The 15,214-nt window shown below is 69.6% G+C and carries 13 protein-coding genes, 1 tRNA gene and 1 other RNA gene; 7 read left to right on the top strand and 8 right to left on the bottom strand.

Annotated elements, in window-relative coordinates:
- Nucleotides 1-68: 68 nt before the first annotated feature.
- The 4 genes from OG266_RS23045 to OG266_RS23060 form a co-directional block, all read right to left on the bottom strand.
- Nucleotides 69-1,019 (bottom strand): oxygenase MpaB family protein, encoded by a 951-nt coding sequence (locus OG266_RS23045; protein WP_371552913.1) that lies wholly within the window; start codon nucleotides 1,017-1,019, stop codon nucleotides 69-71.
- 213 nt (nucleotides 1,020-1,232) lie between these two features.
- Nucleotides 1,233-1,517 (bottom strand): hypothetical protein, encoded by a 285-nt coding sequence (locus OG266_RS23050; RefSeq protein ID WP_371548163.1) that lies wholly within the window; start codon nucleotides 1,515-1,517, stop codon nucleotides 1,233-1,235.
- A gap of 109 nt (nucleotides 1,518-1,626) precedes the next feature.
- Nucleotides 1,627-3,960 (bottom strand): tetratricopeptide repeat protein, encoded by a 2,334-nt coding sequence (locus OG266_RS23055; protein WP_371548165.1) that lies wholly within the window; start codon nucleotides 3,958-3,960, stop codon nucleotides 1,627-1,629.
- Complete coding sequence (locus OG266_RS23060; protein WP_371548166.1) at nucleotides 3,957-4,376, bottom strand: hypothetical protein; 420 nt, start codon at nucleotides 4,374-4,376, stop codon at nucleotides 3,957-3,959. The genes OG266_RS23055 and OG266_RS23060 overlap by 4 nt, the downstream gene beginning before the upstream one ends.
- A gap of 185 nt (nucleotides 4,377-4,561) precedes the next feature.
- Here OG266_RS23060 and OG266_RS23065 point away from each other — a divergent pair, with 185 nt between their 5' ends.
- Nucleotides 4,562-5,098, top strand: a complete 537-nt coding sequence (locus tag OG266_RS23065; RefSeq protein WP_371552914.1) for an AAA family ATPase — start codon at nucleotides 4,562-4,564, stop codon at nucleotides 5,096-5,098.
- 175 nt (nucleotides 5,099-5,273) lie between these two features.
- Here OG266_RS23065 and OG266_RS23070 read toward each other — a convergent pair whose 3' ends face one another.
- Entirely contained in the window at nucleotides 5,274-5,588 is a 315-nt protein-coding gene (locus OG266_RS23070; protein WP_329546738.1) for an immunity 53 family protein, read from the bottom strand.
- Between the two features lie 192 nt (nucleotides 5,589-5,780).
- Here OG266_RS23070 and OG266_RS23075 point away from each other — a divergent pair, with 192 nt between their 5' ends.
- Both OG266_RS23075 and OG266_RS23080 read left to right on the top strand, forming a co-directional pair.
- Complete coding sequence (locus tag OG266_RS23075; protein ID WP_371548167.1) at nucleotides 5,781-6,782, top strand: Shedu anti-phage system protein SduA domain-containing protein; 1,002 nt, start codon at nucleotides 5,781-5,783, stop codon at nucleotides 6,780-6,782.
- Nucleotides 6,779-7,102 carry a hypothetical protein gene (locus OG266_RS23080; RefSeq protein WP_266458970.1) on the top strand — a complete coding sequence of 108 codons (324 nt, stop codon included), beginning with the start codon at nucleotides 6,779-6,781 and terminating at the stop codon, nucleotides 7,100-7,102. Before OG266_RS23075 ends, OG266_RS23080 begins: the two co-directional genes overlap by 4 nt.
- 128 nt (nucleotides 7,103-7,230) lie before the next feature.
- Here OG266_RS23080 and OG266_RS23085 read toward each other — a convergent pair whose 3' ends face one another.
- From OG266_RS23085 to OG266_RS23095, 3 genes are all read right to left on the bottom strand, one after another.
- A complete protein-coding gene (locus OG266_RS23085) occupies nucleotides 7,231-7,554 on the bottom strand; it encodes a CPCC family cysteine-rich protein (RefSeq protein ID WP_353962474.1) in 324 nt (107 codons plus the stop codon).
- Between the two features lie 595 nt (nucleotides 7,555-8,149).
- Nucleotides 8,150-8,794 (bottom strand): dihydrofolate reductase family protein, encoded by a 645-nt coding sequence (locus OG266_RS23090; RefSeq protein ID WP_371548168.1) that lies wholly within the window; start codon nucleotides 8,792-8,794, stop codon nucleotides 8,150-8,152.
- Between the two features lie 180 nt (nucleotides 8,795-8,974).
- A tRNA-Ser gene (locus OG266_RS23095) sits at nucleotides 8,975-9,062 on the bottom strand.
- 71 nt (nucleotides 9,063-9,133) lie between these two features.
- On the opposite strand from OG266_RS23095, the gene ffs reads away from it, so the two are divergent.
- From ffs to OG266_RS23115, 4 genes are all read left to right on the top strand, one after another.
- Nucleotides 9,134-9,232, top strand: an RNA gene (gene ffs, locus OG266_RS23100) — signal recognition particle sRNA small type.
- Between the two features lie 41 nt (nucleotides 9,233-9,273).
- Nucleotides 9,274-11,625: a DNA polymerase III subunit gamma and tau gene (locus tag OG266_RS23105; protein ID WP_371548169.1), complete on the top strand. Its 2,352-nt coding sequence runs from the start codon at nucleotides 9,274-9,276 to the stop codon at nucleotides 11,623-11,625.
- 131 nt (nucleotides 11,626-11,756) lie between these two features.
- Entirely contained in the window at nucleotides 11,757-13,010 is a 1,254-nt protein-coding gene (gene purD, locus OG266_RS23110; RefSeq protein WP_371548170.1) for a phosphoribosylamine--glycine ligase, read from the top strand.
- Nucleotides 13,011-13,365: 355 nt separating this feature from the next.
- Entirely contained in the window at nucleotides 13,366-15,201 is a 1,836-nt protein-coding gene (locus OG266_RS23115) for a hypothetical protein (protein ID WP_371552916.1), read from the top strand.
- Nucleotides 15,202-15,214: the final 13 nt, after the last annotated feature.

Genomic DNA, 15,214 nt, shown 5'->3' on the forward strand with positions numbered 1-15,214 from the left:
AGGTCTCGCCGGGGGAGAGTCGGTGAGCACATCCCGGGTTCGCTGGACATCCGGTGCCCAGTCGGCGCCTAATGCTCCGGCTTTTCGCGTTCGGACAGCGGCGGAAGGTTCCGTCGTGGTGTCCCGACCGGCTCGGTGTCCGGCGCGATTTCACCGCGGACGCGACGCCAGCCTGCCCGGGCTCGCGGATGGTAGCGGCGGTCGTGCGGTACGAGCTTGAACACAGAGTTGATCACCTGGCAGGCCCTGCGATGCCGCCGGGCGTCGCGCCCCGACCAGGTGAAGCCGAGCAGGTCGCGGACCTCCCCGTCGTACAGCCCGACGGTGAACCAGACGAAGGTCCGCCCGATCAGCGCGCCGACCGGGCGCCACACCGCGTTCGGCAGCCACGGCAGAAACGGCGGCCTCGCGATCCCGGCTATGTCGAGTACGTCCCGGGTGGCCTTGTTGTCCTCCAGGACCTCCGCGCACATGTGCTTCCAGTAGAGCTGGAAGTCCTCCCAGCTCTCCGGCACCGGCCGCATACTCATGCCGTACATCCGGTACCACTGCACATGCTCGTCGAACAGCCGGCGCTTCTCCGCCTCACCGATGCCACCCGCGAAGTGCTCCGCGATCAGGATCGTGCTGACGAAGAACGTGGAGTGCGCCCAGTAGTAGGTGTCAGGGTCCAGCGCGTGGTACCGGCGGCCCTGGGCATCGACACCCCTTATCCGGTCGTGGTAGCCGCGCACCTCGAGCGCGGTCCGCCGTGCGCGCGGGCCGTCGTAGACGACTCCACTGATGGGATAGAGCGAGCGGAACAGCCGCTGCCAGCGCTCCTCGAAGAACCGCGAGTGCTCTTCGACGCCTGCGCCCAGCCCGGGATGCATGTTCTGCATCGACCCCGCCCACAACGCGGTGAGGATCCCGCGCCAGTCACCGAGATACTTCCAGGTCAGCGACTCAGGCCCGAGCGGCTCGGGCGCCTCGTCCCCTAACTCCCTTTCCCCATCCGGCATTTGACTGATCGCGTCCATGCTCATGCTCAGACCATGCCCGTCCGTGACGGATTCCGGAAGCTTGTGCGGCGCCATGGCAGGTCGGTGCTGGCAGTTGCGACCGCTGGTGACATCGGTGTCCGGTTGTGCGGCCGCCCGGGCCTCGGGGCGGATCGGCCAGAGGGAGAACGTCGAAGGGACGGAAAGCGAGCCGGGTCTTCCCGTGCCGACCTGGAGCGGACGCCCTCGGGGCTACAGACCACGAAGCGCCTGATAGAGATCGTCGTAGGCGCTCCAGCAGTCGATACTGCCGTCGTCGTTCAGACTGCCCATGTACCAGTCGTCGTCGTTGACCGGCTTCACCAGACACAGCCCATGGAACCCCAAGACGATCTCGGGGCAGAGCCGTTCATCCTGCGCCGGCCAGCCCAGCCACATCACTACGCGATCGGTGTCGAGAGCCATGGCCTCCTGATCGCCGGAGACCTTGCGGATCTCCTCCAGAGTCCACCCTGCCGGTAGCTGCCCGCCTGCCATCCAACGATGATGCCAGCCGTTGCGGTAGCCGAGTCCGGCGTTGCTGATGTCGGTTGCGGATGTGAGGGGCGTTCTGGTCCGTAGCTCTATGCGGAACGGTTGCTTGGGGTCATTCCGGTTGGTCGGGAGGGGCTGAGGGGTGCTGAAGGTCAGGGGTTGTTGCTGGGTTTGCTGTATCTGGTTGCTCTACGGTCTCGGCGGCTTTGCGGGCGTGGGCGAGGTTGTTGCGGCTGGTCAGGGTGTTGGGGTGGGTGTCTCCGAGGACCTGTTTGCGTTGGATGAGGGTGGCCTCCAGCAGGGGGATGGCGCGGTCCAGGTCCCCCGCCGCGTAGTAGGCGTAGGCGAGGTTGTTGCGGCTGTGCAGGGTGTTGGGGTGGGTGTCGCCGAGGACCTGCTCGTACTGGGTGAGGGTGGCCTCGTACAGGGGGATGGCGCGGTCCAGGTCCCCCGCCGACTCGTAGGCGCTGGCGAGGCTGTTGCGGCTGTGCAGGGTGTTGGGGTGGGTGTCGCCGAGGACCTGCTCGTACTGGGTGAGGGTGGCCTCGTACAGGGGGATGGCGCGGTCCAGGTCCCCCGCCGCGTAGTAGGCGTAGGCGAGGTTGTTGCGGCTGTGCAGGGTGTTGGGGTGGGTGTCGCCGAGGACCTGCTCGTACTGGGTGAGGGTGGCCTCGTACAGGGGGATGGCGCGGTCCAGGTCCCCCGCCGACTCGTAGGCGCTGGCGAGGTTGTTGCGGCTTTGCAGGGTGTTGGGGTGGGTGTCACCGAGGACCTGCTCGAACTGGGCGACGGTGGCCTCCAGCAGGGGGACGGCGCGGTCCAGGTCCCCCGCCGCGTAGTAGGCGGCGGCGAGGTTGTTGCGGCTTTGCAGGGTGTCGGGGTGGGTGTCACCGAGGACCTGCACGTCCTGGGCGACGGTGGCCTCCAGCAGGGGGACGGCATGAGTAAGGTCCCCCGCCTCAGAGTAGGCGAGCGCGAGGTTGTTGCGGCTGGTCAGAGTGTGGGGGTGCGTGTCGCCGAGCACCTGCTCGTAGTGGACGAGGGCGGCCGTGCGCAGGGGGATGCTGTGGGCGTCGCGTCCCTCGCGATACAGATATTGCGCGGTGGCGTGATAGGCGTATGCGGTTTCGATTGATGCCGGGCTGTGGGGTGGTGTTGTTACGGCGAGGGCGATCACGTGGGGGAGGAGTCGTTCCCACTGTGGGGCGTTCGTGTCCTGGGTGGGGACGGCCTGCCGAATGAGGTGCTCGGTGTCTTGCCGGCCGGGTGGGTGTTCGTCCGGCCCGGCAGCGGGGCGGTGGCGCAGGACGGCCTGGACGAGGCGGTGGACGCTGACGCTCTGTCGGTCGGCGCTGAAAGAGATCATGTTGTAGGAATGCAGCACTCCCAGGGCTTCCCCGAGCGTGCGAGTGTCGGGACTCAGCGGGGCAAGCAGGGTGCGGGGGATGTCATCGGGTGCGAGCCAGGCCATCGCGTCGAGCAGGGTGACCGCCTGCGGATTGCGGTGTTCGACGGCGGTCAGCGTGTGGCGCCAGATGCGGGCGATGGTGCGCTCGGGATCGATACCGCCCACGGCGGTGTCCATGACCTGCCCCAGCAGGGTCCGGTAGTCGGCGAGAGAAGTTCCGGTCTCGAAGAGATAGGCGCCCGCCTGTTCCAGGGCCAGGGGCAGGTATCCGAGTTCGGCAGCGAGTGCGTCGGCCTCCTCGCGCTGGTGCGGGGAAGGCGTCTGCCCCTCTCCCAGGGCGAGGGTGCACAGCAGACTCACGGCGGCGTCGGCATCGAGCAGGCCCAGTGGCATGGTGGGGGCGATCGCGTGCCAGCCGGTCCCGGTGCGGCTCGTGGCCAGATGGTGGCCGTCGGGGAGGGTGCCGAGGTAGTGGCGCAGGTCATCGGGGTGTTCGACGTTGTCGAAGACGAGCAGCCAGCCGGGGTGCCACTGCAGCCACAGGATGGCCCAGGCCGCCCGCTCCGGCACGTCCGCCGTGGGAGCCCACTGCGGGCACAGCCGCATAGCGAGGGAAGCCAGACCGGTGACGATCTGCTCGCTGGTGGCGGCGTTGAGCCACCACACCAGTGTGTAAGCCTGCCGGTGGAGGTGGGCGTAGTGCAGGGCGAGGGTGCTCTTGCCGATCCCACCCAGCCCGTGGATCGCCCGCATCGCGGACACCTGGGTAACCGCCGCCTCCCCCTCATCGGTCAGCAGCCGGCGCAGCCGGGCGAGTTCGTCCTCGCGCCCGACGAACACCCCGGACGCCGACCCGGGAAGATTCGCCGCTCCCGGCGGCGCATCCACATCCCTGGCCCAGCGCACCGCCTCGGCCGGCAGCATCACCACCCGCGCACCGTCACCGGTGATGGCCACCCCGACATCGCCGCCCACCCCAATGGACCCCGCACCAGACGCCTGAACACCACTGCCCCCGGGGGCAGAACGGTCGGTCATGGCCTGATCGTCGCGTTGTCACCGGTGACAGCGGTACGGATGGTCTTGGCGGCGATGGACCGCTCACCGGACGCCGTCACATTCACCGTCTCCCCGCCGACGGGGAGGATCCGGGCCAGCTCGGCCAGCAACTCGGCGTCCTCCCGCAAGGCCCGCTTGATCTGCTGACGCAGCGCGGCCGCCGCATCCTCATCACCGGGCGCTTCGGCCGTGTCCTGAACCGCAGCCTCCAACTCCGCCCGGCCCTGCACATCACGACGGCGCCACACCGCCTGCAGCATGCGCCGCCCCAGATTCGCGGTGGCATCCACGGCCGCGTCCTCGGCACGGGCGAAGACCGCCACCCCGTACGCACCCACCGCAGTCGTCAGATACGGACCCGCCTGCCCGACCAACTGCACGATCTCAGCACTCACTTGATCCCCCGACCACTGGCGGCCGACCTCTTGCCGCTCCGAAGGACCAGCGTAGAAACACCGCCCCCTTCACGAAACCAAAACGCCCGAACCGGGCGCGACGGTTCCCCAGGCTTGTCACAGACGACCGACTCGGTGGCTTGTCGCTGAAACCCAGTTCTGCGGTCGGTCCTGGCTGCGTCAGCATGTACGGCAGTAATGATCCTGAGGCGTTGTGGAGGGACCTGGTGTACGCGGGACGCGAGCCGAGACTGATCTTGCTGTGCGGACTTCCTGGTTCCGGGAAGACAACGCTGGCCAAGCGCATGGCGAGCGAGATTCCGGCGGTGCGTCTGTGCCCGGACGAATGGATGGCGGATCTCGGCATCGACTTGTTTGATGCGCAAACGCGCGACCTGCTGGAGAGGCGCTTTTCCCAGCATGCCCAGGAGCTGTTGAAGCTCGGACAGAGCGTGATCCTTGAGTTCGGCTTCTGGTCCCGCTCTGAGCGGGATGAGAAGCGACTCGGGGCGCGCGCACTCGGAGTTCCCGTCGAACTGCACTACCTTGCGGCGCCGATTGATGAACTGTGCCGCCGCCTCGATACCCGCAACGGGGAGGGCAAGCGGGGGACGGCCCCGATCACTCGCGAGATGCTTGAGGAGTACGCAGAGCTCTTCGAGGCCCCGAGCAGCGATGAACTCAGCCTGTTCGACGAACCGTCTCCGAGACGGAAGGGGTGACTGCGCCCGTCCGCTTCCGGATGAGGCCGAGCCCTTATGCCACGAGTCCAGGTCGTCTCCCCCGATCGTGGTCGCCTACACGCTTTCCGACTTGGGGTCTCGCTAGAACGGTCGTGAACGGGGCTCAATGAGAAGGAAATTGAGACAGGCCGACCCGTTCGTACTTGTTCGTTGGCTAGGGCTCGTTGCTGACTGACGTGGCCCAGTCGCGGAACAGGCGCAGTACTTCCCCGAGGTTGAGCGGGCCGCAGGACGCCTCAAAGACGTCGTCCGACACCTTCGCCATCACCCAGTCGGAGTCGCTGCGTTGTACGTCCGTTCTCAGGCAGGGACGACCGGACAGCGCCGTCTCCTCGAGATCGATGCGTACTGTCCAGCCTGGGTTGTCGAGCGTTTCGATCCGAACGCCCCATTCGTGTTCCCAGTCGCCGTCGCACTGGGCTTGGTACCACTGCTCCAGCCAACCGAGTTCTTCGCCGGTATCTGCCATGACGGCAGATCGTACGACGTCGTGATCTGGCTCGTACGGGCGTATATGCGTCTGACCCCTCAGCTTGCGAAGCGACGGCGCTCGCGGTGCATCGCCGCTGTCACCGGCGTTGATTACATCTCTACTGATACATGCTCTCGGGAGCGGCGTACGCCAGGGACCACGCGGGACTCCTGCCAAGCGTGGTTGTCAGTGCGCGGCCTTGCCGCCTATGCCGGAGGCGAACTGTTCCTCGACATTCTGGAGAACTACTACGACGACGAGGCCCGACAGCGCAGCGAGAGACACATGCGCAGGATGGCCGCCATGGGCGCTGACAGGGCGGTCGCCGCTCTGGACGTCCTGTGCCGCGACAAGCCCGACGCAAGCGCCGCTGACGCCCGTGACCTGTTCCGCGGCATAGCCCAGTCCGTCGACCACCTGGGCCTCGGGGACGGCGAGGGAGGGATCCGGCTCTCCACCAAGGAGGCGAGGCGACTCCAGGAATACGGGCACATGGAAATGGTTCTCCGCAACCTGCCTCGGCCCGCCTCCGCCGAGGCCGCACGGATGATGAGCGACATCCTGGCCGACGTCGATGCGGGCATGCTGGCCCAGTTGCTCGAACTGAGGGCCAGGCAGGTCGGCTTGGCTGCCCTGCGTACCGCGGTGGAGGCCCCGGACAGCTCCGAGAGCACCCTCCATGCCTGTCTGAAGAACCAGGAGTGGATCTTCGGCGGGGCCTACGTGGCCGAGCTGGCACGCCGGCAGTACACCCCGGACACCATCCTCGACATCCCTCTCCTGCGCGGCGACGGCTCGCTCCATTTGGTGGAACTCAAGCGCGCCAACATCAAGGACCTGGTCATACGACGCTCCGGCCACCTCATGCTGGGCGACCCGGCGCATCGAGCGGTCTCTCAGGCGCAGAACTACCTACGGGCCATGGACGAGAACCGCCCGAGCATCCTGGCCGAACACGGAGTCGACACCCGCCGGGCGTCGGCGACGGTCGTGATCGGACACCCGCGGTACGTGACCGGGGACGTCACGTCCCAGGAGATCGCGGAGACGCTGCGAACCTACAACACGCACCAGGCGCGCATAGAAGTGATCACGTACGAGACCCTGCTGGATTCGGCCTCCCGCATGCTGGCCCTGTCATCGGCACGGCAGGACGCAGACCCCGACCTGGCGGAGGAGCCCGCCGCATGACCGACACACCACCCGCGATCGAACCGCTCCTGGCCCGCTTGTGCGGCGGTGAGATCACCGACAAGGACTACGTCGGATATTTCATGAACGAGCACGGAGAGGAACTCGTGTTCGCCCAGCGTCGGGGCGAGAACACCGCCCGGCTCTGGCACAGCGACGCGGACTGGGAGATGTACCGCGTCGGCGACCACTCCATCCGGCTCGACGGCCCGATGGACGGGATGATCACCGTCGCCGACCTGATCATCAACCGCGAGGAGGCGACATGGCTGTCCTCCTGCCTCGCCGCCTCCCGCCACCTACGGCAGAGACGGACCTGACCTCCGGGGCGAGGCCCCGACGGAGGGGCCTGGCTCAACGGTCACGGCGCGGTCCAGTCGGGCCTGGATGCTTTCCCCGCGGTTCCCCGCTCGGTCTGGTGCGGTGGCGAGCGGTGCGTGGTCGGGTGTCAGCAACGGGGATGGACGGTTGCCGTTCCGTACGGTGTGCCGCTGTCGGGGTGCTCGTGGGGTAGAGGGGCACGCACGGACCGTGTGGAGCGCTCGTCGCATGCGCCGATCTCCTGGAAGTTCCGGCGGCCATCTCGGAGGCTGAGCCCGCGGTTCGGGCCGCTTCGGATCTCGTCCGCGTCGTGCTCGTCCTGGCCGTCGTCCTCCCAGAAACAGACATGGCAGATCTCGTACGCTCCGCGCTCGGCAAGGGTGATGAAGCCGCAACAGGGACAGCGGTACGGCCCGCCTGCGGCTGCCCCCTGAGCGTTGATGAAGGTCACGGCCGCAATCCTTGTTCACCGGTACGGATGGGTCACGGCGTTTCCTCGGCAGTGGCTTGATCGACAGAGACCGCGTCACGCCGGGCCGCTCTCCAAACGGCCGTAGTGCATTAAGGCGCATGCTTTCCAACTGTGTTGGTGGGCTGTTGGGGTGTGTGCGGGGGCGTTCACTTGGGTTCATGGGCGGTCGGCCGTCGGCATCGCAACGACTCGGGTCCCGGCCCCGAAGCGATCGAGCGGACGGATCAGCGGGGGCGCGAGGCGCTGGAACATGATGCGTCGGCCGCGCCCGGGCGTCTCATTGAGGTCGAACAGGTGCCCGTGCCTCCACGGGGCGCTTCGTTCTCGGCGTCCCGAAGATGTGCTGCTGCCTGTTGATCGACAAGAGCGGGAAAACACCTACCGGTTTTGGCTGACTGAGTCTGCGGTCCCCTGGCTAGGGCGACGGTGCCTACCAGACCATCACCTGACGGCGGCGCCCCTCTGGCAAGGCACTTAGTCACGGCGTCAGCCCCTCGAACTGCCGACGCCGCGACGGAATGCCGACCCGGCGGATTCACCGCCGACGACACGGACCCACCCGGCGCAGGGCGGCTCAGTCTTCGCGTCCAACACCGCGATCGGGTGCGCTCATGTCGCCCGCCCGGGGCGTGCCGTCGGCGAGCCCGTAGCGCAGGTACACGGTGCCCTTCGGGCTGGCTACCGGCGGTTCGAGGAGTGTGACGTTCGTGGGCACCGCGCCACCGTCGAACACCTTCTTCCCGACGCCGAGCATGATCGGGTGCACCCAGAGGTCGAGACGGTCGAAGAGCTTCTCGCGCAGGAGGGTCTGCACCAGGTTCAGGCTCCCGACGACCTTCACGTGCTCGTGCTTGTCACGGATCTCGCGCACCGCGCCGGCCAGGTCCGGGCCGAGTTGCGTCGACCCGGCCCACGAGAGGTCGGGCCTGCCGCGGGAGGCCACGTACTTCGGGACGCTGTTGAAGAGCGTGGCGATCTTGTTGTCCTCCCCGCCCTCCTGGTGCGGCCAGTAGGCGGCGAAGATGTCATACGTCCGCCGGCCGAGCAGGAGAGCGTCCGTGCCCTCGTACGCGGCACCGACCTGCGCCCCGGCGACCTCGTCCAGCAGGGGTGCCTGCCAGCCGCCGAACGGGAACCCCACCGGGTCCTCGTCGGGGCCGCCGGGCGCCTGCCCGACGAGGTCGAGGGTTGCAAACATCTCGACGTGGATGAGGCCCATGCCGTACTCCCGATGAGTTGGTTGTCCCGGTCGGAAGGTAGACCTGCGGGCGCCGCCAGACTCATCGGTGCGACGGCATCCAACCCCACCCATCCACCCATTTACGGAACATGAGACCGACAACGTCGAAGGGCCCCACCGCGAACGGTGGGGCCCTTCGAGTCGTGCCCGGTGAGGCACTGGCGGAGGATACGAGATTCGAACTCGTGAGGGGTTGCCCCCAACACGCTTTCCAAGCGTGCGCCCTAGGCCACTAGGCGAATCCTCCGCGGCAAACAATACAAGACGTTGAGGAGTGCTCGCGAACTCGTTCCCCCCGCTCAGATCCTGTACCCTGTGCGGAGCCCCTCACGTGGCGCTATCTGACTGAACTCCCCCAGGGCCGGAAGGCAGCAAGGGTAGGTTGGCTCTGGCGGGTGCGTGGGGGGCGCTTGCGTTTGCGGTCCGGGTTGTCAGTGGGCGCCTATAACCTCGTATGCGTGTCGTCTCTCGCGCTGTACCGCCGTTATCGCCCGGAGTCGTTCGCCGAGGTCATCGGGCAGGAGCATGTAACCGACCCGTTGCAGCAGGCGCTGCGGAACAACCGGGTCAATCACGCGTACCTGTTCAGCGGCCCGCGCGGGTGCGGGAAGACCACCAGCGCGCGGATTCTGGCCCGCTGCCTCAACTGCGAGCAGGGGCCGACGCCGACCCCGTGCGGAGAGTGCCAGTCGTGCCGGGACCTGGCCAGGAACGGGCCGGGTTCGATCGACGTCATCGAGATCGACGCCGCGTCCCACGGTGGTGTCGACGACGCCCGTGACCTGCGAGAGAAGGCTTTCTTCGGGCCCGCCGGCAGTCGGTACAAGATCTACATCATCGACGAGGCCCACATGGTCACGTCGGCCGGCTTCAACGCGCTGCTGAAGGTCGTCGAAGAGCCACCCGAGCATCTGAAGTTCATCTTCGCCACCACCGAACCCGAGAAGGTCATCGGGACGATCCGGTCGCGTACCCACCACTACCCGTTCCGGCTCGTGCCGCCGGGAACCCTCCGGGAGTACCTGGGCGAGGTCTGCGGGCATGAGGGCATTCCTGTCGAGGACGGGGTGCTGCCGCTGGTCGTACGGGCCGGTGCCGGGTCCGTGCGTGACTCCATGTCCGTCATGGACCAGCTGCTCGCGGGGGCGGGCGACGCCGGTGTGACATACGCCATGGCCACCTCGCTGCTCGGGTACACGGACGCGTCGCTGCTCGATTCGGTTGTCGAGGCCTTCGCCGCGGGGGACGGCGCCGTGGCCTTCGAGATCGTGGACCGGGTCATCGAGGGCGGCAATGATCCTCGACGGTTCGTTGCCGACCTGCTGGAGCGGCTGCGGGATCTGGTGATCCTGGCCGCCGTGCCGGACGCCGCGGAGAAGGGGCTCATCGACGCCCCTGTCGACGTGGTGGAGCGGATGCAGGCCCAGGCGGGCGTTTTCGGCGCCGCCGAGCTGAGCCGTTCCGCCGATCTCGTCAACGAAGGCCTGACGGAGATGCGTGGCGCCACCTCGCCGCGACTCCAGCTCGAACTCATCTGCGCGCGCGTGCTGCTTCCCGCCGCGTACGGGGACGAGCGATCCGTCATGGCCCGCCTGGACCGTATTGAGCGCGGCGTGAACTTCTCCGGTGGCGGGGGCGGACCTGCCATGGGGTACGTGCCTGGGGCCGATCAGCATGGCTATGGGCATGGGCCTGCGCACAGTGGGACGGGGGGTTCGCCGGCCGCCCCGACCGGTCAGGCGGCTCCAGCGGCTGCAGTGGCTGCACAAGGACAGGCGGTTCCACCAGGCGGTGGGGTCGCGGCGGCTCGGGCCGCCGCGCGCGCGGCGGGACCTGGGCCAGCCCCCGACTCCGCTGCCCCGGTCGCTCCTCCCACGGCCGCTCCGGTCGCTCCTCCAGCGACTCCTGCACCTCCTGTGACTCCGGCGCCTCCTGTGGCTGAGCAGCAGCCGCAACCGCAAGCTCCGGCCACGCCCGCACCCGCGCCCGCCGCTTCCCCTGCACCCCCCGGTCCGTCGGGCGCCGCGCCCGGCGCCTGGCCCACCGCGACGGCCGCGGGCAGCGGCCGCCGTCCCGGCGGTTGGCCCACGGCCGCACCCACGGGCGGCGGCGGCCAGCCACCAGCCACGCCCTCGGCCCCGGCACCATCGGCTTCGGCACCCGCCCCGGCTCCTGCCGCCGCCTCACCGGCAGCCCAGGCTCCCCCGAGCGGCGGCCCCGACCCCCGCCTGCTGTGGCCGAACATCCTGGAGGCGGTGAAGAACCGTCGCCGGTTCACCTGGATCCTGCTCAGCCAGAACGCGCAGGTGACCGGGTTCGACGGTACGACTCTGCAGATCGGCTTCGTCAACGCGGGCGCCCGGGACAACTTCGCGAGCAGCGGCAGCGAGGAGGTGCTGCGGCAGGCGCTGTCCGAGCAGTTCAACGTCCAGTGGAAGATCGACGCGATCGTCGACACCTCGGGTGGCTCCGGTGGTCCGGGCGGCTCGGCGCCGCCCGCTCCGGCCGGTCCAGGATTCGGCGGCGGTTACGGCGGGGCACAGACGGCCCCCCACTCCGCACCCCAACAGCAGTCGGCCCCGGCATCGCGCCCCGCCGCGTCGCCGGGCCAGTCAATGAGCCACGCCCCGGCCGCGCCCGCCCCGGCACCCAATTCGGCTCCCGCCGCCCCCGAACCACCTCCGGTCGCCCCCGAGGACGACATTCCCGAGGACGACGACCCCGACCTCGTCGAGTCCGCCCTCTCGGGCTACGACCTGATCGTCCGCGAACTGGGCGCGACGGTGGTGGAGGAGTTCTCGAACGAGTAGCGCGGGGATGGCGAGAGGGGTCCCATCCGGTGGCCCACTTTGGAGGATCTGGAGGATCCCACCATTCCTCCAGGCCCCCCGCTTCGGAAGCCCCCACAAAGGCACCCTCCTCCGGCGGTTAGGCTGACCCCGTGAAGGTCCTTGTCATCGGTAGCGGCGCCCGCGAACACGCCCTGTGCCGTTCCCTGTCCCTCGACCCCGACGTCACCGCCCTGTACTGCGCCCCCGGGAACGCAGGCATCGCGGAGGTGGCCGAGCTGCACCCGGTCGACGCCCTCGACGGCGCCGCCGTGGCTGCGCTGGCGGCCGAGCTCGGTGCCGAGCTGGTGATCGTGGGCCCGGAGGCCCCGCTTGTCGCGGGGGTCGCCGATGCCGTGCGCGCGGCGGGCATCCCGGTCTTCGGCCCCTCCAAGGAGGCGGCGGAGCTGGAGGGCTCCAAGGCTTTTGCCAAGGATGTGATGGCGGGGGCGGGCGTCCCGACGGCGCGCTCGTACGTCTGCACGACACCCGACGAGGTCGAGGAGGCGCTCGACGCCTTCGGTGCCCCGTACGTCGTGAAGGACGACGGGCTCGCGGCCGGCAAGGGAGTCGTCGTGACCGACGACCTCGCGAAGGCCCGCGACCACGCCAACGCCTGCGACCGCGTCGTCATCGAGGAGTTCCTCGACGGCCCCGAGGTCTCCCTCTTCGCGATCACGGACGGCGAGACCGTGGTCCCGCTGCAGCCCGCCCAGGACTTCAAGCGCGCGCTGGACGGCGACGAGGGCCCGAACACCGGCGGCATGGGTGCGTACTCGCCCCTGCCCTGGGCGGACCCGAAGCTCGTCGAGGAGGTCATGCAGACAGTCCTCCAGCCGACCGTCGACGAACTGCGCCGCCGCGGTACCCCGTTCTCCGGCCTTCTTTACGCGGGTCTGGCGATCACCAGCCGAGGCGTACGGGTCATCGAGTTCAACGCCCGTTTCGGCGACCCCGAGACCCAGGTGGTCCTAGCCCGACTGAAGACCCCTCTCTCCGGCGTGCTCCTGGCTGCGGCGAACGGCACGCTCGCCGACCTGGAACCCCTGCGCTGGAGCGACGCCGCTGCCGTCACCGTGGTCGTCGCCTCGCACAACTACCCGGACACCCCGCGCACCGGCGACCCGATCACCGGGCTCGACGAGGTGGCGGCCCAGGACGCCCCGTACGCGTACGTCCTGCACGCAGGGACGAAGCGCGACGGCGACGCGGTCGTCAGCGCGGGCGGCCGTGTGCTCTCCGTCACGGCGACCGGCACCGACCTGACCGAGGCCCGCGAGCGCGCGTACGCGGCGGTCGCCCGCATCGGCCTCGACGGTTCGCAGCACCGCACGGACATCGCAGCGAAGGCGGCGGCAGAGGCGTAGAACCTGGTCAACAAGGTGACGCCCCAATGACCGGCCACGAGTCGGCTGGCAGGCCGCCAACAGCCCCCTGGGCCCCGGATTCCGTACGGAATCCGGGGCCTGATCATTGCCCACCGTCATCCACCTTTCCCCAAAGCCATTCCATCGAGTGACCGATGCCCCATCCGGCTGACGGGGGCCGGGGCCCCAACTAGGGTGCGGCGAAAGCGTTCCGGCACTTGGCCCACCGGCATTGCGATGTCGGTGGCGGGTGCCACAGTGGGGGAGTGAGCAACGCCAGGACATCCGCCGGCGCGGGCTGCGACACAGCCCGGGCGGGGCGGACCGTAGGGGGTGAGGTCCGGTCGTGACCGGTATGGGTGTGGAGGTGGGCGCGCAGTCTGCGCGCTCCCAGGCTCTCGCCGTGCTGCGTATCCGCAGCAGGGCGCTGGCCGTCGCCCTGCTGCCCGCGGCCGTCGCCGTGGTGCTGCTGGCCGGCGGCTCCACCGGCCACATCACCGGCCCGGGCTGGGACACCACCCGCTGGATAGTGACCGCCCTCGCCGTCCTGGTTCTCCTCGCCGCCGCGGGCATCGCGCTCGTCGTCGCCCGCGCCCGGCCGGCCATGAGTCCCACGGTCGCCATCGCCGAGGAGTCGGCGCCCGACCTCTACCGCATGGTCCGCGACCTGGCCGACCGTCTCGACGTCCCGGCCCCTTCGGCGATAGCGCTCACCCCGGACTGCGACAGCTGGCTGGAGGACCGCACCCACCTGGCGCACGGCCGCCCGCCGCCCGGCGACAGGGACGAAACGGAAGGCCTGCAAGGCCTGCGCGGCGTACGCGGGCTGTCTTCGCGCCCGCGCCGGGCCCCCTCCGCCCCCGTCCTCGTCATCGGCTCCCCCTTCCTGTGGTGGATGCGCGTCGGGGAACTGCGCGCGGTCCTGGCCCCGGTCGTCGCCGGTACGGGCCCGTCGGCGCACCCCGACATAGCCGCGGCCCGTCGTTTCGTACGGGGCCTGGACGCGGCCGTGGCCGTGACCTCGGCGCCCACGCGCGGTCCGCTGACCCGCACGGTGCTGGGCGGCGCCGGCTGGGTGACCCGCCTCCTGCTGCGCAGCTGTCGGGGCCATGCGGCCGAAATGGAGCGAGGCGTGGCGGCCGCCGCGGCCGAGCGTGCACAGGCTGTGGACTACGGCCTGCGGATCGTCGCGCAGGAACAGGTGGGACTGGCGTACGCGGGCTGGGACCGGCTTCTGACCCGTGTCGCGCTGCCCGCGTGGCGGATGGGTCGCTGGCCGTCCCGGCTGGACGCGGGTGTCGTCGCGGCCCTCACCGAGCTGTCCCGCCGCGACCGCCTCGCCGAGGGGTTCACCTCACGGCTGGGCGAGCGCCCCGCCTGCGACCTGCTCGAAGAGCCCGGCACGGTGGACGAGGCGGCCTCGCTCCTCGCCGCCCGCCTCTTCCACGGCGGTCCCGCCGAGCCCGGGCCCGACTGGGCACCCGTGGACTGGCTGGAGTACCCGGACGAGGTCGTCGACCGTAAGTGGCGTGCCGACGCGGCGCGCCTCCACCGGGTCCTCGACGCGCTGGGCGTACGGCACTCCACGGATCCGGCGGCGCCGGGCTCGGGTGGTCCCACGCTGGCGCGGGTGTTGGACCACCTGATGGCGTCGCCGGACGACGACAGGCACGTACCGGGTCCGGACGCGGATGCCGGCGTACTCGCCACCAATCGCGGGGGCGCGTATGAGGAGATGGGCATAGGCCTGGACGAGGACGACGCGGAACTCGTCCTCGGGAACGAGCGGACGGCTGCCCTTGCGGCGGGGCTCAGTGCGGAGCTGGCGCGTGAGGAGGCGGCGGCGCCGGACCTGGCGTCGGCGTCGGCCGGGGGCGCGGAGCCGGGGCCCGACCGGGCTCTCTGGGACGACGGGCTGCTTCCCCTCTTTCCGCTTCAGCCGCCGCGGAGCGGGCGGGAGCTGCTGGCCGACCATGTGACGGCCATGGTGTGCTGCGCCGCGATGGACACGGCGGGGGCCGCGCCGGGGCTCGACTGGCTCGACGGCCCGTCCCTCCTCGTCGACGGCGTACGTGCCGCCGATCTGGCCCCCCGAGTCCTCACCCTCGTCGAATCCGGCGACCCCACCCCCCTCCGCGACTGGCTCCGCCACCTCGGCGTCCGCCCAGAGAAACCGGTCCGCCTGGTCTGACAGCGACCGCCAA

Source organism: Streptomyces sp. NBC_00554, assembly GCF_041431135.1.
In the GTDB taxonomy this organism is placed as follows: domain Bacteria; phylum Actinomycetota; class Actinomycetes; order Streptomycetales; family Streptomycetaceae; genus Streptomyces.